Raw genomic sequence first — 20,512 nt, forward strand, 5'->3', positions numbered from 1 at the left:
GCTTAGACCAGCAGAAGGAGCGCGACAGTGAGCAAGGTGGACCTTTGGCAGGATGCGACGGCCCAGGCCGAACTCGTGCGCTCGGGAGAGATAAGCCGGACCGAACTGCTGGAGGCGACGATCGCTCATGTCCAAGCTGTGAACCCAGAGATCAATGCCGTCATCATCCCGCTCTTTGAGAAGGCGCGGCGTGAGAGCGAGTTGGCCTCCGGGCCCTTCGCTGGCGTGCCCTATCTTCTGAAGGACCTCACCGTCGTGAGCCAAGGCGATATCAACACGTCCAGCATCAAAGGCATGAAAGAGTCCGGCTACAGAGCCGACCACGATGCCTATTTCGTGCAGCGGATGCGCGCGGCGGGGTTCGTTTTGCTCGGCAAAACGAATACACCGGAGATGGGCACGCAGGTAACGACGGAGCCCGAAGCGTGGGGCGCCACTCGGAACCCTTGGAACCTCGGACGGTCGGTTGGCGGATCCAGCGGCGGCTCAGGGGCTGCGGTAGCCGCGGCTCTGTCACCGGTTGCGCACGGCAATGACTCGGCAGGTTCCGTGCGCATACCTGCCAGCGTCTGCGGCGTCGTCGGCCTCAAGCCGACGCGTGGGCGGATATCCTCAGGCCCCTTGGTCACTGATTCAGACAACGTCGCAGGAACCGCCCATGAAGGCCTCTTTGCGCGAAGCGTGCGGGACATCGCGGCGTTACTGGACGTCGTCAGCGGCCATCGGGCGACACGTTCTGCGCACCGACAGCGTCACGGCCCTACGCCCAGGGCATAAGCGAGAATCCGGGCAGTCTCCGCGTGGGGGTCCTGACCCACAACCCCGTTGGCGACTTCGCTCTGGATCCGGAATGCGCCGCGGCGGCACGGGGCGCCGCTGCGGCGCTTGCCGCGCTCGGCCATGACGTGAACGACGCCTACCCAGAGGCGCTCGGCGATCGGTCCTTCCTCAAGGACTACTTGACGATTTGCGACGTCGCGATCGCGCGAGAGATCGAACGCAACGGAGAACTGATCGGTACTGACGGAGGATGACGTTGAGTGGACCAGTTGGGAAATGGTCAAACGCGCAGACCAAGTCACGGGGCGCGCCTTCGCCGCGTGCGTGGACGAGCTTCGATACTACGCTGGGAAGGTGGAGCGTTGGTGGGAGGCGGGTTGGGACCTCCTGATCTTGCCGACTGTAACGCGTCAGACGCCGGAAATTGGGGAACTCATGCCCGCCAAGGGAACCGACTTGGAAGGGCGTCACACCGCCCTTATCTCGGGCAGTCTGCGGATGCTGGCCTTCACCGTTCCCTTCAACGTTTCGGGGCAGCTATCTCCCTCCCCATCGGCATGTCTAGCGATGGGATGCCGATTGGGGTGCAGATCGTCGCGGCCTATGGACGCGAGGACCTCCTCCTTCAGGTGGCCGCGCAGTTGGAAGGGGCGCTGCCATGGGTCGCTCGGCGGCCCCAATTGCTGAACCCGTCGCGGAAGATCCCAGCGGCCTGATGCTTGCGGGAGATGGGGTCCGACAGATACGGGCCGGGCCCAGGTTTCGTCCCCAACTGGCACCCCACACCGCCTTAGTGAAGGTCCGCCTCGGGGACGCCCCACAGCCGGATTGAGGCCACTCTTTTCTGTGCTGGAACCCCGGCCTGTCGTCGCCTGCTTGTGAGCTCGCACCACGGTCGAGCTTAGCATCAGGTACTGAGTGTCTCAATCCTTCGTCAGTTCGTCGATCAGACGCTCCCACACCCGGCCGCCGCCCACCGACTGAAGAGCTTGCCGTATTCCACTTGCCGTACCGCTCGAGCATGCGCTTACCAGATCGAGCCGGTCGTGGGGCTCTTCCAGTCGACGGCAGGCAAGAGGGCTCTGTTGCAAAAATCGTGAAGCTTGAGCATGCTTGGCGGAGATTGGACGGACGGAACGATGACGGATTTCAAGTGGCGCCATTTCCAGGGTGATGTGATCCTGTGGGCGGTGCGCTGGTATTGTCGCTATCCGATCAGCGGCTCTGTTGCAAAAATCGTGAAGCTTGAGCATGCTTGGCGGAGATTGGACGGACGGAACGATGACGGATTTCAAGTGGCGCCATTTCCAGGGTGATGTGATCCTGTGGGCGGTGCGCTGGTATTGTCGCTATCCGATCAGCTATCGCGACCTTGAGGAAATGCTGGCGGAACGCGGCATTTCGGTCGACCATACGACGATCTATCGCTGGGTCCAGTGCTACGCCCCGGAGATGGAGAAGCGGCTGCGCTGGTTCTGGCGGCGTGGCTTTGATCCGAGCTGGCGCCTGGATGAAACCTACGTCAAGGTGCGGGGCAAGTGGACCTACCTGTACCGGGCAGTCGACAAGCGGGGCGACACGATCGATTTCTACCTGTCGCCGACCCGCAGCGCCAAGGCAGCGAAGCGGTTCCTGGGCAAGGCCCTGCGAGGCCTGAAGCACTGGGAAAAGCCTGCCACGCTCAATACCGACAAAGCGCCGAGCTATGGTGCAGCGATCACCGAATTGAAGCGCGAAGGAAAGCTGGACCGGGAGACGGCCCACCGGCAGGTGAAGTATCTCAATAACGTGATCGAGGCCGATCACGGAAAGCTCAAGATACTGATCAAGCCGGTGCGCGGTTTCAAATCGATCCCCACGGCCTATGCCACGATCAAGGGATTCGAAGTCATGCGAGCCCTGCGCAAAGGACAGGCTCGCCCCTGGTGCCTGCAGCCCGGCATCAGGGGCGAGGTGCGCCTTGTGGAGAGAGCTTTTGGCATTGGGCCCTCGGCGCTGACGGAGGCCATGGGCATGCTCAACCACCATTTCGCAGCAGCCGCCTGATCGGCGCAGAGCGACAGCCTACCTCTGACTGCCGCCAATCTTTGCAACAGAGCCGTCCCGGTGGCGCGCGGCGGCGTGGTGCCCTCCGCCGCGCCGGTGATGCGCAGGGCGGGGGCGGGTGCGGCGGCCATGGGAAGGATCTGCGGCATCACAGCACCACCATCTCGGCCTTGAGCGCGCCGGCCTGTTTCAGCGCTTCGAGGATGACGACGAGGTCGGACGCGCCCACGCCCAGCATGTTGAGCGCATCGACGATCTCGGCAAGATCGGCGCCGCCGGGCATCAGGCTCACCTTTCCGCCATAGTCTTCGGCGCTGACGTTGCTGGAGGGTTCGAGCGCGGTGCGGCCATCGCTGAACGGGGCGGGCTGCACCACCATCGGGTTTTCCTCCACCCGCACGACGAGGCGGCCATGGCTGATCGCGGCGGGCGACAGGCGGACGGCCTGGTTGATGACGACGGTGCCCGAACGGCTGTTGACGATGACCTTGGCGGCGGTTTGCGCCGGGTTCACCTCGATCGTTTCGATCTCCGCCATCATCGCCGAGCGGATGTCGGCGCCATGCGGCAGGACGAGCGACAGCGTGACGCCATCGACGATGCTGGCACAGCCGGGAAAGCGCGAATTGATCGCATCGCGCAGCCGCCGCGCGGTCAGGAAATCGGCATCGTGGAGATTGAAGCGCAACGAACCTTCGGAATCGAAACCGGTGGCGACGCCGCGTTCCACCGTGGCGCCGGCGGCGATGCGCCCCACGGTCGGCACGTTGATGGTCAGGCTGGACCCGTCGCGGCCCGTCGCGTCGAGCCCGCCGACGGCGAGATTGCCCTGCGCCATGGCGTAGATCTGCCCGTCCGACCCGATCAGCGGGGTGAGGATGAGCGCCCCGCCGCGCAGCGATTTCGCCTGCCCGATGGTGGACACGGTCACGTCGATCCGCTGCCCCGGCTTGGCAAAGGCGGGCAGTTCGGCGGTGATGATGACGGCAGCCGCATTTTTCAGGCCAGGCTCGACGCCCGGCGGCAACGGCATGCCGAGCCGGCCCGACACGCCGCGCATCGCCTGCGTCACATATTCCAGATTGTTGTCGCCGGTGCCGGGAAGGCCCACCACCACGCCATATCCGGTGAGCTGGTTGGGACGCACGCCCTGAAACTCGCCGAGATCGCGCACGCGTTCCGCATGCGCGGGAACCGTTGCGACCATGCCCAAACAGGCGGCCATCATGGCGAGAAGGAATTTGCGGAACATCACGGGCACTTTCTCAAGGGTCAAAACGGGCTGATGAGGCCGAAGAAACGGCTGAGCCAGCCGGGGCGGCTCGCCTGCTGCACCGCGCCGTCGCCGGCGTAGATGATCCGCGCATCGGCGACGGCGGTCGACGGAATCTGATTGTTGTAATCGATGTCGACGAGCCGGATGATGCCGGAAAACTGCACCCATTCGGTCCCCTGGCTCAGCAACATCTGTCGTTCTCCCTTGATCAGCGCGGTGCCATTGGGCCGCACCTCCGCGATGGTGACGGCGATCGCGCCGCTCAGCGCAGAACCCTGCGCCGCGTCGCCCCGGCCATTGAACGACGATTGGGCCGCGGCCTTAAGAGCCTCTGGGTTGAGGAAATCGAGCGGGCCGGATGCGGGCGGAGTGATCGACGCGCTGCCGTTGCGCTGCGTGCGGGCATCGGCGTTCTTCGTGGCGTCGATGAATTCCACGAGCAGCACGGTGACGGGATCGCCGACCCGCGCCGCCCGCGTGCCCGAATGCAGCCCGGCATAGCCGTCCGCCACGTGAAAGATCGCCCCGTCGCGCGGTGCATAGACCGGCGGGGGCGCGGGCAGGGCGGCCTGATAACCGGGCTGCGGCTGCGTCGTGGCGCAGGCCGACAGCGTGAGCGCCACGATACCGAGCGAGAGGGGGGCGAGGGTACGCATCACAGCGTCTGGTTCGCGTTGCGCAGCATTTCGTCGACGGCGCTGACCATCTTGGAATTGATTTCGTAGGCCCGCTGCGCCTCGATCATCTCGACCAGCTCCTCGACGACGTTCACATTGCTCGATTCCAGCATGCCCTGGCGGATGGCGCCGCGGCCTTCCTGTCCGGCGACGCCCTGCTGCGGGTCGCCGCTCGCCGCGGTGGCGCGCAGCAAATTGTTGCCCATGGCCTGCAATCCGTTGGGATTGACGAAGCTGGTGACGGTGATCTGCCCCAGCTGCACCGGCGCCGCGTCGTCGGCGAGCACTGCGGAGACCGAGCCGTCTTCGGCGATGGAGATGGATTGCGCGCCTTCGGGAATGTCGATGCCGGGCTGCACCGGATAGCCGTGCGAGGTGACGAGTTGCCCCTCGCCCGACAGGGTGAAATTGCCCGCGCGGGTGTAGCCGGTCGTGCCGTCGGGCATCTCGATTTCAAAGAAGCCATCGCCGTTGAGCGCCACGTCGAGGGCATTGCCCGTGCCGTTGAGCGTGCCCTGCGAGTTGATCCGGCTGGTCCCCTGGATCGCGACGCCGGTGCCGAGGTTGATGCCGACCGCATAGGCGGTGTTCTCGCCCGATTGCTGACCGGCGACGCGGGCATCCTGATAGGCGAGCGTGGCGAAATCGGCGCGGTCGCGCTTGAACCCGGTGGTGCCGATATTGGCGAGGTTGTTGGCGATGACGCGCATGCGGGCGTCCTGCGCCTCAAGCCCGGTGCGGGCGACGTGGAGAGCGGAAACGGGCATGGATTATACTCCTTGGCAAATGCGCGCGCGGATCAGCGCAGCGACATCAGGCGGGCGGTGGACTGGTCCAGCTCGCTCGCGGTGGAAAACAGTTTGGACCGGCGATCGAAGCTGCGCTGCGCCTCGATGATGTCGACCAGCACCTGCGAGGGATCGACATTGCTCTGCTCCAGCGCGCCGGTCAGCAGTTCTGCGGTCGGGTCGGCCGGCAGCACGCCGCCGCCCACGACCCGCATGAACCCGTCGAGATCCTTCTCGATCCGGCTGCCGACGGGATTGGCGAGCTTGATGCGGCCGATATCCTCGGGGGTTCCTCGGGCTGTGCCGGGTCGGCGGCGCGGACGGTGCCGTCGTCGCTGATCGTGACGATGCGGCCCGGGGGCACGGTGATCGGTCCGGCCTCGCCCATGACGGGGCGGCGGTCGCCATTCTGCAACACGCCGCCCACGCCCACGGACAGATCGCCGCGGCGCGAATAGACCTCTGCCCCGTCGGCGGCCTGCAAGGTGATGAGCGCCTCGCCCGACACCGCCACGTCGAGTGGCTGGCTGCTCCGCACGATCTCGCCCGCCGTCATGTCGGCGCCGCGCACCGTGCCCTGCGTCTGCGCGCGTGCTTCGAGTGCCGGACCCTTCAGCGTCTTGGTCTGGACGGCGAAGGTTTCGGCGCGAAAGCCCGGCGTCTGCGCATTGGCGAGATTGCTGGCGACGGCGCGTTGACGCACCATGGCCGAATCCATGCCGGTGAGCGCGGTGTAGATCATGCGGTCCATGGGTCTTAGCTCCGCAGGTTCAGGATCGTCTGCGAAAGCTGCGTCGCGGTATCGACCGCCTTCGCATTGGCCTGGAAGTTGCGCTGTGCGGTGATGAGACCGACCATTTCCTCGGCCAGATCGACGTTCGACCGTTCCAGGGCGCCCGACAGCACATTGCCGTAACGCCCGATCCCCGGCATGCCATAGGTCGGATCGCCCGAAAGGCCGGTCGATTCCCACTGCGAATTGCCGAGCTGGCGCAGGCCCGTCGGCGCGATGAAGCTGACGAGTGCGACGCGGCCGACCGGTTCGATCGAACCATCGACATAGGACGCGGTCAGAACGCCGTTCTTGCCGATCGAGATGCCCGACAGTTCGGCGCCGGCGCCGTTCGCCTGCGGGATTTGGGCGTCGATGGTGGTGGTCGTGTCGATGACGTCGCCATTGGCATCGACCGCGTAAAGCTGCAGCCGGTTGTTGAAGCCGTCATGCATGAAACCCTGCCCGTCGACGGCAAAGGCGCCATTGCGGGTAAAGGCGGTCTTGTTGTTTTCGGCGCCGCGAATGGCAAAGAAACCGTCGCCGTTGATGGCAAGGTCGGTGGTCGCGCCGGTCTGTTCGGTGGCGCCCAGCTTGAAGTTCTGCTTGATCGAGCTGACCTGCGCGCCAATGCCGACGGTGAGGCGCGGGTCCGCGCTCCGGCCGCCTGCGACGAGGTCGGAAAATTCGGTATCGCTTTTCTTGAAGCCGGTCGTCTCGGCATTGGCGATGTTGTGCGCGATCACGCCAAGATCGGTCTGCGCATTTCGAAGGCCGCTCAGCGAGGTGTAGAAGGACATCGGTTATTCTCCGCTTGGTAAAAGGGTCAGGACGCCGCGGTCTGCGCCGCGATCAGCGCATCCAGCTTGCCGGAAATGTCCGACAGGCGTTCGTTGGTTTCATTGGTGCCGGCGAGGCTGGAAAACTGGGCCATCTGGGCCAGCATGTCCTTGTTGTCGGCGGGATCGGTGGGGTCCTGCTGCTGCAGCTGTGTCATGAGCAGGCGCAGGAAATCGGCATGGCCGAGCTGTGCGAAACCGCCGCCGGCCGGCGAGGTGGTCGCCGCGCTGACATTATTGGCGGCGGTCAACTGATTCAGGCTGGTTACGGTCATTTCATCCTCATCGTATCGATCATCAATTGCTTGGCGGTCTGCATCGCCTCGACCAGGTTCTGGTACTGTCGGCTGCTTTCCATGATCTCGACCATCTCGGCCGTCTCATCGACGGAGCTGTCCCACACATCGCCGTTTTCGTCGGCCATCGGGTGACCGGGGTCGTGGCGGCGGATGGGGGTATCGTCGCTGCGGTAGACGCCGTTGACCTGCACGGTGGACAGGCCCGAGGCACGGTCGAGATTTTCGCTGAACACCGGGCGCAGCGGGCGGTAGGCGTCCTGCTCGCTCCCCGCGACGGCGCCGGCATTGGCAAGGTTGGACGCCGCGGCGTTCATGCGCACGAGCTGTGCCGACATGCCGCGTTGAACGACGGAAAACAGGTTGAGATTATCGGCCATCACTCGCCCTTCAATGCGCGGTTGACGGTGTTGACGCGCCCTTCGACGAAGGACAGCGTGGCCGAATAGGCGACTGCGTTCTCGGCAAAGGCCATCTGCTCGTTGGCAAGCTCCACCGTGTTCCCGTCGAGCGAGGGCATCACCGGAATGCGGTACCGCGTGGCGCCGGCAATGGCGCGGCCGGTGTCGCTCCCCCTTCGCGCATGACGAGGGCGGTGGCGAAATCGATGTCCTTCGCCTTGTACCCCGGCGTCGCGGCATTGGCGATGTTGGAGGTCAGCATGCCAAGACGCTGCGAGCGCAGTTCGAGCGCGGCGCCGTGAATGCCGAAAAGACCTTCGCTCATGTGCGGGTGCCTTTCTGTGTGTTCGTGCCCATCGGACGTGTCCCTGATCGTGTGAATGCCGGATCGTATGACTGGCTGTGCCGGGGTATCAGCAAGGTGCGTGCCAGTTTTGCCCCGCGGCCCGATTTGCGGGGCGTTCGCGGCGGTGCCGGGCGGGCCGGACGCGGGGGCGGCAAGCGTTTGCCGCATCCGGCAAATGAACGCCGCGCCCTGAAAACGGCGAGCGTCCTGCCGTTCTTGCCGGGGAGAAGGAGAACCCCGTTCGATGCCCGCATCCGTCCCATCCGATCCATCGCTCCCCGGTTCCGTGTCGGATGGCTGGCTGTCGCTCGCCGCGATGCCGGGCGAATTTGCGCTGTTCGACTGGAGCAGTGCGGCCATCGTCATCGGCGGGACGCTGCTGGCGACCGTGCTGCGGTCCGGGCGGGCGGATCTCGCCGCGACGGGACGGGCGCTGGCGGGGCTGCGCGCGCGGGCGTTTTCCTACGACGATGCGCGCGCGCAGGTCGCGCATGCGGTGGAGGATCTGCGCCATGACGGGCTCTATCGCCCCGGCGATCTGCCGCGCGACGATGCCGAAACGGCGGAGGCGCTCGACGCGCTGGTGACGACGCGCTCGCTCGATGCGCTCGGCGCGGTGCACGATGCCTCCGCGCGCAGGCGGCGCGTCCTTCGCAACGGGGCCTTGCGCGTGTTGCAGCAGGGGGCGGAGCTCGCGCCGGTGTTCGGCATGGCCGGCACGCTCGTCGCGCTCGCGCAGGTGCCGCAGGGGGGTTATGTCGCGGGCGCCATGGCGGGCGCGGTGGCGCGCGCGGTCCTGACCACGCTTTACGGCCTGCTGCTGGCGCATCTCGTGCTGATGCCGCTTGCCCGCTATATCGAGCGGCGGGGCAAGCGGGAGGACGAGGATCGCGACCGGCTGGTCCACTGGTTGAGCGAGCAGCTCGCCGAGGCCGTCCCGCACGAAGAGCTGACGCGTCCGGTCGAGCGCGAGGCGGCATGAGCGGCATCGGCAAAAGCTGGCAGGTGATGCTCGCCGATCTGGCGATGATCCTGTTCCTGGTCGCGGCATCCGCCGTGCCGGCGCGCGACATCCTGCCCGCCGCCGTCGTTCTGGCCGAGCCTGCCGTCGCGGGCGAGCCGAGCGCCGTGTTCCGCGACAACGGGGAGGACGAACGCTTTGCCCGCTGGCTCGACAGCCGGTCGGCGGACGCGCGCGAAACGCTGACCATACGGGGCGGACCGCGGGAGGGGCGCTATGATGCCGCACTGGCGCGGGCGGCGGCGCTCGTCGCCATTGCCGCGGCGCGGGGCGTGGCGACGCGCATCGTGCTGGAACCCGAAAGCGGGGACGCGGTGGTCGCCGTGTTCGCGTTCGACCGGCGCGGGGCGGCATTGCCGGGACCGGTCATGACAGGCAACAAGGAACTCGCGGTATCGCTCAATACGCCGCTTGGCACATAGCTTGCATTGAATCGCGCATGACACGCGTTTCAAGAGGCAGACCCATGACATTTCACACCGCCGCCATGCTGGCCGCGACGCTGGCGCTGGCCGCGCCGGGTGCGGCGCTGGCGCAGGCGTTCACGGATCCCGCGGCGATCGACGCCGCCGTCGCCGGCTTTACCGGCGCATCCATTGGCGAACCGCGCGGCGCACGCGGGCCGGTCGACCGACGCCTGAAACTCGCGCGCTGCGGCGTTCCGCTCGCCCTGGAATGGCATGGCCGCCGGCAGGATACGGTGCGCGTGGCCTGTCCGGATGCCGGGTGGCACGTGTTCGTCGCCGTCGATCCGGTCCGCTCCACCGCGGCCAAGGTCGCCGCCGCCCCGGTGGTAAAGCGCGGCGACCGCGTGACCGTGATGGTGCGCGGACGCGGCTTTACCGTGTCGCAGGGGGGCGAGGCGACCGCCAATGGCGCCGCCGGCGAATGGATCACGGTGCGCATGGACGGTTCGCGCGAAGAGGTGCAGGCCCGCGTCGAGCGCGCCGGAACGCTCGTCATTCCGGCGCTGTCCTGAGATTATGAAAAATCGGTGGGGGCGCGATTAATAAAATCGCCCGCGCGCCGTTCTGAACCACGAACGCATGATCCATAGGAGACCTCTTGTGTCACCCTTCGATATTTCCGCCGTCAATTCCTCTGCCCGCACTGGTGCGGTGTCGGCGCGCGACATGGGCCAGACCTCGGTTTCTGCGCAAGCGGACGTGGCACGGTCCCTGCCCCAGGGGCGCAACGATGCGGTTCGCGTCGAGACCAGCGCGACCCCGACGACCGGTGCGCCCTTCGATGCCGACCGGGTTTCGATCATTCGCAACGCGCTGCGCGACGGAACCTACCCGATCCAGCCGGCCAAGATCGCCGACGCGATGATCGCGGGGCGCCTTTTGTTGAGCATCCCGCAATGAGCAGGCGCGTGAAACCCGCGCCACGGCCGAACGGACCCGAGGCGGCATTGCGGCAAATGATTGCCGTTCTGCACAAGGAGCGGCAGGCGCTTGCCGATCTCGACCTCAACGGACTGGTCGGCTCGGCGGAAGAGAAGCAGTCGCTGTGCAGCGCGCTTGATCGCATCACGCCCGCCACCCTGCCCGAAGAATGCCGCAGCCTGGCGGAATCGGCGCGCCAGATGAACGAGGTCAACCGCAGGATCCGCAACCTTCTGGCGGCGAATGTCGCGATGCGCCTCGAAATGATCGGCGGCACGAGCGGGCTTTACCGGCCGCGCTGATAATCTTGCGCGGACAGGCGCGCATCTGGCACGGCTCTTGCTGAAACAATCCTCGAAGACAGTCTTCGAGGATTTCGCATATGAGCGGTCAGAACCCAATCGCGCTATCGCCGGTCGCCATGCCCGGCATCCCGGCCGATCGCACCCGCGCCGCCATTGCCGGTGCGGCGCAGGCCACCGGCACCGATTTCCACTTCATGATGGCGCAGGCCCGTATCGAATCGGGGCTCAATCCCTCCGCCCGCGCGCGGACATCCTCGGCCACCGGCCTCTATCAATTCATCGACAGCACCTGGCTCGCCACGCTCGACCGGCATGGGGAGGCGCTGGGGTATGGCGCCGCCGCGCGCGCCATCGCAATGCGCGGCGGGCGCGCGGTCGTCACCGACCCTGCGCAGCATGCCGCGATCATGGCGCTGCGCTACGATCCGCAGGCGAATGCGCTGATGGCCGGCGCGCTGGCCAATGACAATCGCGCGGCGCTGACCCCGGTGCTGGGGCGGGAGCCGGATTCGGCGGAGCTGTATCTCGCCCATTTCCTGGGGGCGGGCGGGGCGTCGCGTTTCCTGACCGCGCTCAATGCGGCGCCGGAACAGTCCGCCGCCGCCGTAATGCCGCAGGCGGCCGGTGCCAATCGGGCGATCTTCTACGATGGCGGTCGGGCCCGTTCGCTCGGTGAAGTGATGGGCGTGATCCGGGGCAAGATGGAGCACGCGATGCGCGACGACGGCGCCGTGCCGCAATTTGCGCCGTTCGATCCGTCCGCTGCCGCCGGTCCGGGGCAACCCTGGCGGATGGAGGCGGCGCGCTGGGCAGCGGATCATCCCGCCCGCTCCGCGCAAACGCCTGCACCGATGGCGGCGCCCGCGCATCATGCCGCGCCGGTATCCGACATGCTGCGCACCAATTTCGCGCTCGACGCCAATGACGGACCGGGCGGTGCCCATGTGCGACGGGCCTATGCGCGCCTGCGGGCGGCGGGGCTTTGACGATGCAGACCGCTGCGTCGAAGGCGCCTGCATTCCGGGCGGCGAGCATGGCCTTGCCGGTCGGTATCCTGACGCTGATCACATTGATGGTGCTGCCGATCCCGGCGGTGATGCTCGATGTCTTCTTCGTCCTCAATATCGCGCTTTCGGTGGCGGTGCTGATGGCGGCGATGAATGCGATGAAGCCGCTCGACTTCTCCTCATTTCCATCCGTGTTGCTGTTCGCGACCTTGCTGCGGCTCGCGCTCAATGTCGCGTCCACCCGCGTCGTTCTGGTGAGCGGGCACGAGGGCGCGGGCGCGGCAGGCGATGTCATCGAAAGCTTCGGACAGTTCCTCGTCGGCGGCAATTTCGCGGTCGGCATTTTCGTCTTCGTCATCCTGCTCATCATCAACATGATCGTCATCACGAAGGGCGCGGGGCGCGTGTCCGAGGTCAGCGCGCGCTTCACGCTCGACGCGCTGCCGGGCAAGCAGATGGCCATCGACAGCGACATCGCCGCCGGGCTGATGACCTCGGACGAGGCGAAGGCCCGCCGTGCCGAAGTCGCGACCGAGGCCGATTTCTACGGCGCGATGGACGGCGCGAGCAAGTTCGTGAAGGGCGACGCGATCGCGGCCCTGCTCATCCTCGCCGTCAATATCATCGCCGGTTTCTGCCTCGGCATGATCAGCCACGGGCTGACCGCGGCGGAGGCTGCGGAAAGCTACATCACCCTTGCCGTTGGCGACGCGCTCGTCGCGCAGGTGCCTGCGCTGCTGCTGTCCATCGCGGCGGCCGTGATCGTCACCCGCGTCACGGACAAGAGCGACCTTGCCGGCCATATCGGCGGACAGTTTTCGGACCCGCGCAGCTGGATGCCGGTTGCCGTCGTCATGGGCGCGCTGGGCATGATCCCCGCCATGCCGCAAAGCGTGTTCCTGCCCGCCGCGGCCATCGCCGGCTATCTGGCCTGGCACCTTAAGAAACGCGCTGCGCAGCCCGAACCCGTGGCGGAGGCGCCGCCGGTGTCGCCCGACCGCATCACGATGGAGGATGTGAGCGACCGCACGCTCATCACCATCGAGATGGGCTATGGCCTCGTCCATCTCGTCGACAAGGCGAAGGGGGCGCCGCTGGTCGCGCGGATCACCGGCGTACGGCGCCAGCTGTCGCAGACCTTCGGCTTTATCGTGCCGCAATTCCGCGTGCGCGATTCGCTCGACATCGACGCCAATGCCTATCGCGTCCTGCTGGGCGGGGTGCATATCGGCGGCGCCACGATCCGCAACGCGCGCGTGCTCGCCATCGACATCGGCGACGTGCGCGAAGGCCACGCGATCGAAGGGGAACCCACCTTCGATCCGAGCTTTGGCTGTCCCGCGCTCTGGATCGAGGAGAGCGAGCGCGACCATGCCACGGCCGAAGGGTTCCTGACCGTCGATCCCTCCACCGTGATCGCCACCCATCTCGATCAGCTGCTGTCGCGGCGCCCCGATGCGCTGCTCGGGCCGGAAGAGGTGCGCGCCTTGCTCGACACGGTGAAGGAGGATTCGCCGGGCCTCATTGAGGCGATCCATCCCGACCCGCTGTCGCTGTCCAAACTGACCCGCGTGCTGCGGGCGCTGCTTGCCGATGGCATATCGCTGGCCCATCCGCTCCCCGTGCTGTCCTCGCTCGCGCTCGCCTTGCAGCAGACGCAGGATTTCGAGGCGCTCATCGACCGGGTGCGGATCGACATGGGCGGCTGGATCGTCGGCAAGATCTGCCCTTATGGCGAGGTGCTGCCGGTCGTGACGCTGGATGCGCGGCTGGAAAGCGCGATCCTGCAAGGCATGCGCGACCCCGCGACCGGGCAACCGATCATCGAGCCCGACCTTGCCGGCATGATCGGCGAACGCCTCGCCCGGATCAGCGCGGATCTCGCGCAGCGCGACACGCCCGCCAATACGCCCGCGCTTGTGGTGCAGCCGCCGGCCCGCCGCGCGCTCAACGCGCTGGTGCGTGCGCGGGCGCCCGATTGCGTGGTGATGGCGCTGGCCGAATTGCCCACCTCGCAGGCCGTCGAGGTCATCGCCGTCATCGGCGCCGAAGAGGAACAGGCCGAACCGCAAAACGCCCGGCAAGAGGAGCTTGCAGCATGAAGTTGGACCATCGACAGTTCCGCGCCGCCAGCGCCTATGGCGCGCGCGACGGGGCGGAGGACCGGATCCGCCGGTTCCTGCCCATGGTGCATCGCGCCGCCTGGCACATCAACGGGTCGGGGCGGGCCGGGCTGGAAATCGACGATCTGGTGCAGGCCGGGATGGTCGCGCTCACCGAATGCGCGCGGCGGCATGACGGCCCGACGGAGGATGGTTTTGCCGCCTATGCCCGTATCCGGGTGCGCGGCGCGATGTTCGATGCGATCCGCCGCACCCTTCCCGATTCGCGCGGCGCGGTCCGCCGCCGCCGTCAGCGCGAGGAAATGCGGCAGAAGCTTACCGGCGAGCTCGGCCGCGAGCCCGACCGGGCCGAGCTGAATGCCGCGCTCGACCATATGCCGGGCGGGCATGGGGCGGACGAAATGCCGGTGCGGCTGACCTCGCTCGATGCGGATTACGACGATGGCGACGGGCGGTTCGCGGACGATACGCCCGATGCCTTCGACCTCCTTTCGGGCGCCCAGGACCGCAGCGCGCTGATCGTGGCGATTACGCAGTTGCCCGAACGGCAGCAGCTCGTCCTGCAGCTCTATTTCACCGAGGAATTGAACCTGACCGAGATCGCCGCCGTGCTGGAGGTATCGGTCCCCCGCGTGCATCAGATCAAGGCCGCGGCCCTCAAATCGCTGCGAAGCTTGCTGGAACAGGACGAGGCGGCCTGAGCGCATGAAAAGCCCCGCCGGCCACGGGGGCGGGCGGGGCAATTCCTGTCCGGTCCGGTCAGCGCTCGCCGTCCATCACGGGTAGCGCATGTTGATGCGCGTCGCGAGCCCCGGCTTCGCCACGTTCAGCCGTACCGAGCGGAAGGCGGGCAGGCCGGCCACCGTGCTGGGATTATTGGTGAAGCCGAACCCTTCGGTCGGGAGGCCGAACGTGCTGCGGTCGATCTTCCGGTTGGCGTTCTCGTCATGATAGACCGCGATCGCCCAGACCCCGTTCGACGGCAGCTTGAGGCAGGCCTTCGTCGTGCCTGCCTGCGCCGGAATGCGTTCGACGTCGCGCGATCCGCCACTTGCCAGAAACTTGCTGCGATCGTCGTCATACAGCGTCAGCGTGACATAGCCGTTCGAATTCTTGACGCCCGCCACCTCGACATAGATCCAGCTTTTCCCGCTGGTATCGCCGTTGCATCCGGCGGGGGCGGCATGGGCCGGTGCGGCGCCCAGCGCGAGGCCGCCGACACCGACGGCCGCCGCGGCCATGGCCGCCTTGCCCCATTGGCTAAACTTGGTTTTCATCGTCTCGGTCATAATGTCCGGTCAGTCCTGATTCCATGATGCATCGGCAAAAGCTGGGCTGCGACCCTGCGCGACGCAAGGTTTTTCGAAAGGCAGAAGCGCAATGGATCGCATGGCCGTGTTTGAATACGGCTCGATCCTTGTTGCCGTAATGGCGGTTACACGGTGAATAGTCCCTGAATTTGCTTAGGCCCGCGCTGCTGCGCAATACGGCCCGGCGATGTCGGCCATCAACGGTTGGGGCGGTCCGTCTTTTCGCCATTCTCGTCGCTATCGGAAAGCCATCGCGCGAGATCGCCGCCGGCCTGCGCCTCGGACCGGGCGCGCGAGGTGCTGGCCTGCGCGATGGTGCGGATCGCGCGATTGCCGAGCCAGCGCAGCCGTCCTTCGGGCGCAGGTTCCGCGAAACCGGCGCTCAACCGTTCGAACATGGTCGAAACCATGCCGCCGCCCTGCGCCGCCTCGACCGCGAGCTTCACCTGGTCGCGCGTCTCGAAATCCTGAAGGATCAGGTTCTCGCCCCATGCCATCACGTCGTCCGGAACGGTGGCGGCGGCATCTCTGCCCTCAATCGCCCCGAAATAGCGTTCGACCAGCGCAAGAACGAGCATTGCGCCCGATTCGTAGCCGGCCTCCTGCGCACGGGCGGTGAATTCGGCCCAGTCGATCGTGCTGTCCCGACAGAGCATCGCGATATCCGACAGGGCGAGCGGACCGCAATCGAAACGATGATTATAGGCGGCATGCACGACCTGATGGGCGAGCATGTGCTGCGCGCTGGGGTAGCGGACCGCCTGCCCGCTCAGCATCCGGGTCCGCGCCTCGGCGAGGATGTCCTCGGTCGCGATATGGGGGACGAACGGGCCGCGCGGCTTTTGCGGCTCCATGATGCGGTGGTGGGCTCTGTTGCAAAGATTGGCGGCAGTCAGAGGTAGGCTGTCGCTCTGCGCCGATCAGGCGGCTGCTGCGAAATGGTGGTTGAGCATGCCCATGGCCTCCGTCAGCGCCGAGGGCCCAATGCCAAAAGCTCTCTCCACAAGGCGCACCTCGCCCCTGATGCCGGGCTGCAGGCACCAGGGGCGAGCCTGTCCTTTGCGCAGGGCTCGCATGACTTCGAATCCCTTGATCGTGGCATAGGCCGTGGGGATCGATTTGAAACCGCGCACCGGCTTGATCAGTATCTTGAGCTTTCCGTGATCGGCCTCGATCACGTTATTGAGATACTTCACCTGCCGGTGGGCCGTCTCCCGGTCCAGCTTTCCTTCGCGCTTCAATTCGGTGATCGCTGCACCATAGCTCGGCGCTTTGTCGGTATTGAGCGTGGCAGGCTTTTCCCAGTGCTTCAGGCCTCGCAGGGCCTTGCCCAGGAACCGCTTCGCTGCCTTGGCGCTGCGGGTCGGCGACAGGTAGAAATCGATCGTGTCGCCCCGCTTGTCGACTGCCCGGTACAGGTAGGTCCACTTGCCCCGCACCTTGACGTAGGTTTCATCCAGGCGCCAGCTCGGATCAAAGCCACGCCGCCAGAACCAGCGCAGCCGCTTCTCCATCTCCGGGGCGTAGCACTGGACCCAGCGATAGATCGTCGTATGGTCGACCGAAATGCCGCGTTCCGCCAGCATTTCCTCAAGGTCGCGATAGCTGATCGGATAGCGACAATACCAGCGCACCGCCCACAGGATCACATCACCCTGGAAATGGCGCCACTTGAAATCCGTCATCGTTCCGTCCGTCCAATCTCCGCCAAGCATGCTCAAGCTTCACGATTTTTGCAACAGAGCCCTTCGCGTACACTGGCGGGGAGAGCCTGGATACCGGTCAGCGGCGACAAGGGAGCGCTGCCTTCCATCAGGCTTGCTTCGGCGAAGGCATAGTTGGCTGCCATGATGGCCGCGATCCTCGGGCCGTCATAGTCGCGCGCCGCGCGCATCACCGCCTCGTAATGACGGAAGGATCGGCGATAGCATTCAGCAACCAGCGTCTCCTTATCGCCCAGATTATGATAGATTACCTTCTTGGTCACCCCGACGCGCGTTGCTATCTCATCGAGCGAGGTTGCATCGACCCCCTTCAGATTGAAGAGCCACGATGCTGCGCCCAGCAGCGCCTCCTGCTTCGCCGCCGCCACGGCCTGCCCGTCGAACAAATTCACGTCAGAGATGTGACCGAGAGCGATGTCGATCGGGCGAAATTCAACATTCGAGCGGCGATCGGTCGCAACGCCCTCGCGAAGAATGGCTTTCAGCGCCTCGACAAGATCGCGGTGAGAGAGGCTCTCGTTGCTCCGCCACTGGCGCGCGATCGGAACCCACAACACAAGCCCCAATATGGCGGGGGCGATGATGCTGGCGCGGCTTTCGCGCAGTTCCCCGCGTGCCGCGCCCGCCGCCAGCAGACCCGCAATGCCGGCTTTGACGGCTTGGAAACGGCTGCTGATGATCGCGCGTCGTTCGGGTGCGAGATAGGCGAGATCGCTGAGCGCCGCGAGCTCAGGCGCGTCATCTGCCAGCAGCGAATCGACTAAGCGTAGCAGCTTGGCCATGGCATCGCCGCCAGCCGCCTCCGCAGCGGCAAGTTCCGTCGCCATTGTCTCGCACGTGCGCTGATAGCTTTGGAATACGAGATCTTCCTGATCTTCGAAATAATAATAGAGGGCGGCGCGCGATACCCCGAGGCGGGTCGCGACCATCGGAAGCGAGGCGTTTGAAACGCCATGGCTATTCAGCGTGCGCGCCGCTTCTTCCATGACGCGCTTGCGCTTCGAACCCTTGGCTATGCGAACCTTGGCAGATGGGGTGGACATGTTCCTTTTCACCATAGGTGTGCTTTTACGTCAATCGCTCACATGGAACTCATTTGTAAATTTTCTTGACTCGGATTTTGCGTTATGATGTAGGAGTGCCCTCAAATGTAAAAAGTCGGGGATGCGATCATCATCCGGCACATCGGGTGAGGAAAATTCGACCATGCCAAATTACCGCAACCGCCTTTTGTGCGCCGCCGCTGCGATGGCGCTCCCCTTCCCCGTCCTCGCGCAGGAGGCGGACACCGGAGCCGAAGAGGTCAACGCAGGCGAAATCGTCGTCACGGCGCAGAAGCGCTCACAGTCCATCCAGCAAGTCCCCGTCGCCATTTCGGCGCTGAACTCGGAGATGCTGGAAGAGCGCGGCATTTCAACCGCCGCAGGTCTGCAATTCAGCGTGCCCAGCACCCAGATTGGCAATCTGCTTGGCCAGACATCGGTGACGATCCGCGGTGTCGGCCTCAATCAGGGCGCGCCCGGCGTGGCGATCCACGTCGATGGTGTCTATCAGCCGCGGCCTTCGATGGGGGACCTCCTCCAGATCGATCTCGAGCGGGTCGAAGTTTTGCGCGGGCCCCAAGGAACGCTCTACGGACGCAACGCCAATGGCGGCGCGGTCAATTTCATCACCAAGGCGCCGACCGACGAATATGAAGGCTATCTGCTCGCAAGCTACGCCAACTATGACGAGGCGCGCGTGCAGGGAATGGTCAACGTCCCGCTTGGCGAGAATATCCGAGGCCGCGTTGTGCTCGACTGGAACCGCCGCGGTGATGGCTTCGTCAAGAATATCATCGCGGGCGGGCAGGATCTTGATCGCGGACGCACCTTTTCGGGCCGCCTGCGCTTCGACATGGATATCACGCCCAACTTCGAGCTGAGCCTCGCTACAACCTTTCTCGACGGCACGGGCCCGACGCAATATTTCGTGCTGAGCAACCCTCCGACGGCGCCGGTGGTGTCGGTCAATCCGGCGCTCGCCTCCGCCTCCTATTCGTTCGAGCCTTGGCGCACGGCCGCCAATGATCCGGTCAACACCGAGCGACGGCTGTCGATGAGTTCGGCGACCGCGACCTGGTCGCTCGGCGACGTTACACTGAAATCGATCAGCGCCTACACGACGCTTCGCGACGACTCGCTCGCCGATGACGACGGGATCAACGTCTCGATCTTCCCGGCCCGCCGCTTCTATGACTCGAAGAGTTTTTCGCAGGAACTGAATGTCGGCGCGAGCTTCGACGCTGCCGATGTCGTTGCCGGAATTTACTATCTCAAGGACAGCTACAAGCACATCCTCGACTATGACCTACTCGAAGGCGTGGCGCCACTGTCGCCGCTCGGCCTGCCGCCCGGAAGCGACCTCGTGTTCGACGTTCGCGACTATGATACGAGCGTCAAGGCCGCATTCGCCGACGTCACGGTCCGCGCGATCGGCGATCTCAGCCTGATTGCCGGTATCCGCTACTCCGAGGAAAAGCAGACGCAGGTCCAGCGCAATACCATCTCAATCGGCAAAATCGCGACGATCGAAACCTGCCCACTGACGACCAACGAAGCAAAATTCACCTCGACGACGCCCCGCATCGGAGCGCGCTATGAATTTTCGCCCGCGGCGAACGCCTATGCGACCTTCTCGAAAGGCTACAAGGCGGGCGGTTTCAATCTCAACGCGTGCAGCAACCAGTTCAATCCCGAAAAACTTGATTCCTATGAGGTCGGGCTCAAGACGCGGCTTCTGAATCGCACGCTGACGCTCAACCTGTCGGCCTTTTACTACGATTATACCGATCTCCAGATCAGCCAGGTCGTCGGGCTTGCCCGCTTCATCACCAACGCGGCGGCGGCAAGGATCAAAGGCGCCGAGTTCGAAGCCGACTGGCAGCCGGACGAGCATTGGTCGATCAACGCCAACGCGACCTATCTCGATGCGACCTACAAGCGCTTCTCGAACACCGACGGACTCGATCCGGCTGCCGGAGTTCAGCTGCTTGACGGCAATCGGCTCAATGAAGCGCCGAAATTCTCAGGCAACTTGGGCATCGCCTACCGTACCGCCGCGAGCGATTTGGGCCGTTTCACGATCCGAACCGACCTCAGCTATCGCAGCCGATATTATCTCCGCGAGTTCAACGGCCCGCTCGACACGCAGGAAGCCTTCGCGCTGATCAATGCCGGACTCATTTGGGACAGCCCCGACGAGCGTTTCCGCGTTCGGCTGTTCGTCAACAACCTGACCAACAAGGCCTATATCGCGCGAATGGACTCGTCCGACAATTTTGGCGCGCGATTCATCTCGTGGAACGCGCCGCGCCAATATGGCGTCGAACTGCGCACCAATTTCTGATCCCTGCTCCCTCCTGCCGGGGAGCG

General features: G+C 65.3%; 23 protein-coding genes and 2 pseudogenes. 12 read left to right on the forward strand and 13 right to left on the reverse strand.

Annotation, left to right across the window (positions count from 1 at the left end):
• The first annotated feature begins 27 nt into the window (after positions 1-27).
• From nylA to JD971_RS08110, 3 genes and pseudogenes are all read left to right on the forward strand, one after another.
• Positions 28-1,496 (forward strand): annotated as a pseudogene (gene nylA / locus JD971_RS17145) (6-aminohexanoate-cyclic-dimer hydrolase).
• 423 nt (positions 1,497-1,919) lie between these two features.
• Positions 1,920-2,096 (forward strand): hypothetical protein, encoded by a 177-nt coding sequence (locus JD971_RS17150; RefSeq protein WP_371809728.1) that lies wholly within the window; start codon positions 1,920-1,922, stop codon positions 2,094-2,096.
• Positions 2,062-2,826, forward strand: a complete 765-nt coding sequence (locus JD971_RS08110; protein ID WP_001389365.1) for an IS6-like element IS6100 family transposase — start codon at positions 2,062-2,064, stop codon at positions 2,824-2,826. Before JD971_RS17150 ends, JD971_RS08110 begins: the two co-directional genes overlap by 35 nt.
• Before the next feature lie 148 nt (positions 2,827-2,974).
• Here the strand turns inward: JD971_RS08110 and JD971_RS08115 are convergent, their stop codons facing one another.
• From JD971_RS08115 to flgB, 9 genes and pseudogenes are all read right to left on the reverse strand, one after another.
• A complete protein-coding gene (locus JD971_RS08115) occupies positions 2,975-4,078 on the reverse strand; it encodes a flagellar basal body P-ring protein FlgI (RefSeq protein ID WP_202087151.1) in 1,104 nt (367 codons plus the stop codon).
• Between the two features lie 20 nt (positions 4,079-4,098).
• Positions 4,099-4,758, reverse strand: a complete 660-nt coding sequence (locus tag JD971_RS08120) for a flagellar basal body L-ring protein FlgH (protein ID WP_202087153.1) — start codon at positions 4,756-4,758, stop codon at positions 4,099-4,101.
• The gene (flgG, locus tag JD971_RS08125) at positions 4,758-5,546 is read right to left on the reverse strand and encodes a flagellar basal-body rod protein FlgG (protein ID WP_202087154.1); all 789 of its coding nucleotides are present in this window, start codon (positions 5,544-5,546) and stop codon (positions 4,758-4,760) included. Before flgG ends, JD971_RS08120 begins: the two co-directional genes overlap by 1 nt.
• Positions 5,547-5,578: 32 nt before the next feature.
• Positions 5,579-5,761, reverse strand: coding sequence for a flagellar basal body rod C-terminal domain-containing protein (locus JD971_RS17155; protein ID WP_371809729.1), 183 nt, complete (start codon positions 5,759-5,761; stop codon positions 5,579-5,581).
• Entirely contained in the window at positions 5,728-6,318 is a 591-nt protein-coding gene (locus JD971_RS08130; RefSeq protein WP_371809730.1) for a flagellar hook-basal body complex protein, read from the reverse strand. The genes JD971_RS17155 and JD971_RS08130 overlap by 34 nt, the downstream gene beginning before the upstream one ends.
• 5 nt (positions 6,319-6,323) lie before the next feature.
• A complete protein-coding gene (locus JD971_RS08135; RefSeq protein ID WP_202087155.1) occupies positions 6,324-7,139 on the reverse strand; it encodes a flagellar hook-basal body complex protein in 816 nt (271 codons plus the stop codon).
• A 26-nt stretch (positions 7,140-7,165) separates the two neighbouring features.
• Positions 7,166-7,453: a flagellar hook assembly protein FlgD gene (locus JD971_RS08140; protein WP_202087156.1), complete on the reverse strand. Its 288-nt coding sequence runs from the start codon at positions 7,451-7,453 to the stop codon at positions 7,166-7,168.
• Positions 7,450-7,854: a flagellar basal body rod protein FlgC gene (gene flgC / locus JD971_RS08145; RefSeq protein WP_202087157.1), complete on the reverse strand. Its 405-nt coding sequence runs from the start codon at positions 7,852-7,854 to the stop codon at positions 7,450-7,452. The genes JD971_RS08140 and flgC overlap by 4 nt, the downstream gene beginning before the upstream one ends.
• Positions 7,854-8,200, reverse strand: a pseudogene (gene flgB / locus JD971_RS08150) (flagellar basal body rod protein FlgB). The gene flgC and the pseudogene flgB overlap by 1 nt, the downstream one beginning before the upstream one ends.
• Positions 8,201-8,465: 265 nt before the next feature.
• On the opposite strand from flgB, the gene JD971_RS08155 reads away from it, so the two are divergent.
• From JD971_RS08155 to JD971_RS08190, 8 genes are all read left to right on the forward strand, one after another.
• Entirely contained in the window at positions 8,466-9,203 is a 738-nt protein-coding gene (locus JD971_RS08155) for a MotA/TolQ/ExbB proton channel family protein (protein ID WP_202087159.1), read from the forward strand.
• Positions 9,200-9,664 carry a hypothetical protein gene (locus tag JD971_RS08160; protein WP_202087160.1) on the forward strand — a complete coding sequence of 155 codons (465 nt, stop codon included), beginning with the start codon at positions 9,200-9,202 and terminating at the stop codon, positions 9,662-9,664. The genes JD971_RS08155 and JD971_RS08160 overlap by 4 nt, the downstream gene beginning before the upstream one ends.
• 44 nt (positions 9,665-9,708) lie before the next feature.
• A complete protein-coding gene (locus tag JD971_RS08165) occupies positions 9,709-10,221 on the forward strand; it encodes a flagella basal body P-ring formation protein FlgA (RefSeq protein WP_236672349.1) in 513 nt (170 codons plus the stop codon).
• Between the two features lie 139 nt (positions 10,222-10,360).
• Positions 10,361-10,609, forward strand: coding sequence for a flagellar biosynthesis anti-sigma factor FlgM (locus JD971_RS08170; protein ID WP_202087164.1), 249 nt, complete (start codon positions 10,361-10,363; stop codon positions 10,607-10,609).
• Positions 10,610-10,617: 8 nt separating this feature from the next.
• The gene (locus JD971_RS08175; RefSeq protein WP_236672350.1) at positions 10,618-10,932 is read left to right on the forward strand and encodes a flagellar protein FlgN; all 315 of its coding nucleotides are present in this window, start codon (positions 10,618-10,620) and stop codon (positions 10,930-10,932) included.
• An 80-nt stretch (positions 10,933-11,012) separates the two neighbouring features.
• Positions 11,013-11,921 (forward strand): lytic transglycosylase domain-containing protein, encoded by a 909-nt coding sequence (locus JD971_RS08180; RefSeq protein WP_236672351.1) that lies wholly within the window; start codon positions 11,013-11,015, stop codon positions 11,919-11,921.
• Positions 11,922-11,923: 2 nt separating this feature from the next.
• Positions 11,924-14,044 (forward strand): flagellar biosynthesis protein FlhA, encoded by a 2,121-nt coding sequence (locus tag JD971_RS08185; protein ID WP_202087475.1) that lies wholly within the window; start codon positions 11,924-11,926, stop codon positions 14,042-14,044.
• On the forward strand, positions 14,041-14,766 hold the full coding sequence (locus tag JD971_RS08190; protein WP_202087169.1) for a sigma-70 family RNA polymerase sigma factor: 726 nt from the start codon (positions 14,041-14,043) through the stop codon (positions 14,764-14,766). Before JD971_RS08185 ends, JD971_RS08190 begins: the two co-directional genes overlap by 4 nt.
• 75 nt (positions 14,767-14,841) lie before the next feature.
• Here JD971_RS08190 and JD971_RS08195 read toward each other — a convergent pair whose 3' ends face one another.
• The 4 genes from JD971_RS08195 to JD971_RS08210 form a co-directional block, all read right to left on the reverse strand.
• The gene (locus JD971_RS08195) at positions 14,842-15,342 is read right to left on the reverse strand and encodes a DUF2141 domain-containing protein (RefSeq protein ID WP_202087171.1); all 501 of its coding nucleotides are present in this window, start codon (positions 15,340-15,342) and stop codon (positions 14,842-14,844) included.
• Positions 15,343-15,572: 230 nt separating this feature from the next.
• Positions 15,573-16,229 (reverse strand): nucleotidyltransferase family protein, encoded by a 657-nt coding sequence (locus tag JD971_RS08200; protein ID WP_202087172.1) that lies wholly within the window; start codon positions 16,227-16,229, stop codon positions 15,573-15,575.
• Between the two features lie 66 nt (positions 16,230-16,295).
• Positions 16,296-17,060 carry an IS6-like element IS6100 family transposase gene (locus JD971_RS08205; RefSeq protein WP_001389365.1) on the reverse strand — a complete coding sequence of 255 codons (765 nt, stop codon included), beginning with the start codon at positions 17,058-17,060 and terminating at the stop codon, positions 16,296-16,298.
• A 32-nt stretch (positions 17,061-17,092) separates the two neighbouring features.
• A complete protein-coding gene (locus tag JD971_RS08210; RefSeq protein ID WP_202087173.1) occupies positions 17,093-18,157 on the reverse strand; it encodes a TetR/AcrR family transcriptional regulator in 1,065 nt (354 codons plus the stop codon).
• A gap of 190 nt (positions 18,158-18,347) precedes the next feature.
• Here JD971_RS08210 and JD971_RS08215 point away from each other — a divergent pair, with 190 nt between their 5' ends.
• Positions 18,348-20,486 (forward strand): TonB-dependent receptor, encoded by a 2,139-nt coding sequence (locus JD971_RS08215; RefSeq protein WP_202082486.1) that lies wholly within the window; start codon positions 18,348-18,350, stop codon positions 20,484-20,486.
• The last annotated feature ends 26 nt before the right edge of the window (positions 20,487-20,512 follow it).

The sequence above is a fragment of the Croceicoccus sp. YJ47 genome (assembly GCF_016745095.1).
Classification (GTDB): Bacteria; Pseudomonadota; Alphaproteobacteria; order Sphingomonadales; family Sphingomonadaceae; genus Croceicoccus.

Bases quoted from the DNA above. Each gene is read 5' to 3' on its own strand.
- JD971_RS08195 (WP_202087171.1), bottom strand. From the start codon at position 15,342: ATGAAAACCAAGTTTAGCCAATGGGGCAAGGCGGCCATGGCCGCGGCG.
- JD971_RS08180 (WP_236672351.1), top strand. From the start codon at position 11,013: ATGAGCGGTCAGAACCCAATCGCGCTATCGCCGGTCGCCATGCCCGGC.
- JD971_RS08115 (WP_202087151.1), bottom strand. From the start codon at position 4,078: ATGTTCCGCAAATTCCTTCTCGCCATGATGGCCGCCTGTTTGGGCATG.
- JD971_RS08110 (WP_001389365.1), top strand. From the start codon at position 2,062: ATGACGGATTTCAAGTGGCGCCATTTCCAGGGTGATGTGATCCTGTGG.
- JD971_RS08120 (WP_202087153.1), bottom strand. From the start codon at position 4,758: ATGCGTACCCTCGCCCCCCTCTCGCTCGGTATCGTGGCGCTCACGCTG.
- JD971_RS08165 (WP_236672349.1), top strand. From the start codon at position 9,709: ATGACATTTCACACCGCCGCCATGCTGGCCGCGACGCTGGCGCTGGCC.
- flgG (WP_202087154.1), bottom strand. From the start codon at position 5,546: ATGCCCGTTTCCGCTCTCCACGTCGCCCGCACCGGGCTTGAGGCGCAG.
- JD971_RS08135 (WP_202087155.1), bottom strand. From the start codon at position 7,139: ATGTCCTTCTACACCTCGCTGAGCGGCCTTCGAAATGCGCAGACCGAT.
- JD971_RS08185 (WP_202087475.1), top strand. From the start codon at position 11,924: ATGCAGACCGCTGCGTCGAAGGCGCCTGCATTCCGGGCGGCGAGCATG.
- JD971_RS08210 (WP_202087173.1), bottom strand. From the start codon at position 18,157: ATGGTGAAAAGGAACATGTCCACCCCATCTGCCAAGGTTCGCATAGCC.
- JD971_RS08200 (WP_202087172.1), bottom strand. From the start codon at position 16,229: ATGGAGCCGCAAAAGCCGCGCGGCCCGTTCGTCCCCCATATCGCGACC.
- flgC (WP_202087157.1), bottom strand. From the start codon at position 7,854: ATGGCCGATAATCTCAACCTGTTTTCCGTCGTTCAACGCGGCATGTCG.
- JD971_RS08190 (WP_202087169.1), top strand. From the start codon at position 14,041: ATGAAGTTGGACCATCGACAGTTCCGCGCCGCCAGCGCCTATGGCGCG.
- JD971_RS17150 (WP_371809728.1), top strand. From the start codon at position 1,920: ATGACGGATTTCAAGTGGCGCCATTTCCAGGGTGATGTGATCCTGTGG.
- JD971_RS08140 (WP_202087156.1), bottom strand. From the start codon at position 7,453: ATGACCGTAACCAGCCTGAATCAGTTGACCGCCGCCAATAATGTCAGC.
- JD971_RS08130 (WP_371809730.1), bottom strand. From the start codon at position 6,318: ATGGACCGCATGATCTACACCGCGCTCACCGGCATGGATTCGGCCATG.
- JD971_RS08160 (WP_202087160.1), top strand. From the start codon at position 9,200: ATGAGCGGCATCGGCAAAAGCTGGCAGGTGATGCTCGCCGATCTGGCG.
- JD971_RS08155 (WP_202087159.1), top strand. From the start codon at position 8,466: ATGCCCGCATCCGTCCCATCCGATCCATCGCTCCCCGGTTCCGTGTCG.
- JD971_RS08205 (WP_001389365.1), bottom strand. From the start codon at position 17,060: ATGACGGATTTCAAGTGGCGCCATTTCCAGGGTGATGTGATCCTGTGG.
- JD971_RS08215 (WP_202082486.1), top strand. From the start codon at position 18,348: ATGGCGCTCCCCTTCCCCGTCCTCGCGCAGGAGGCGGACACCGGAGCC.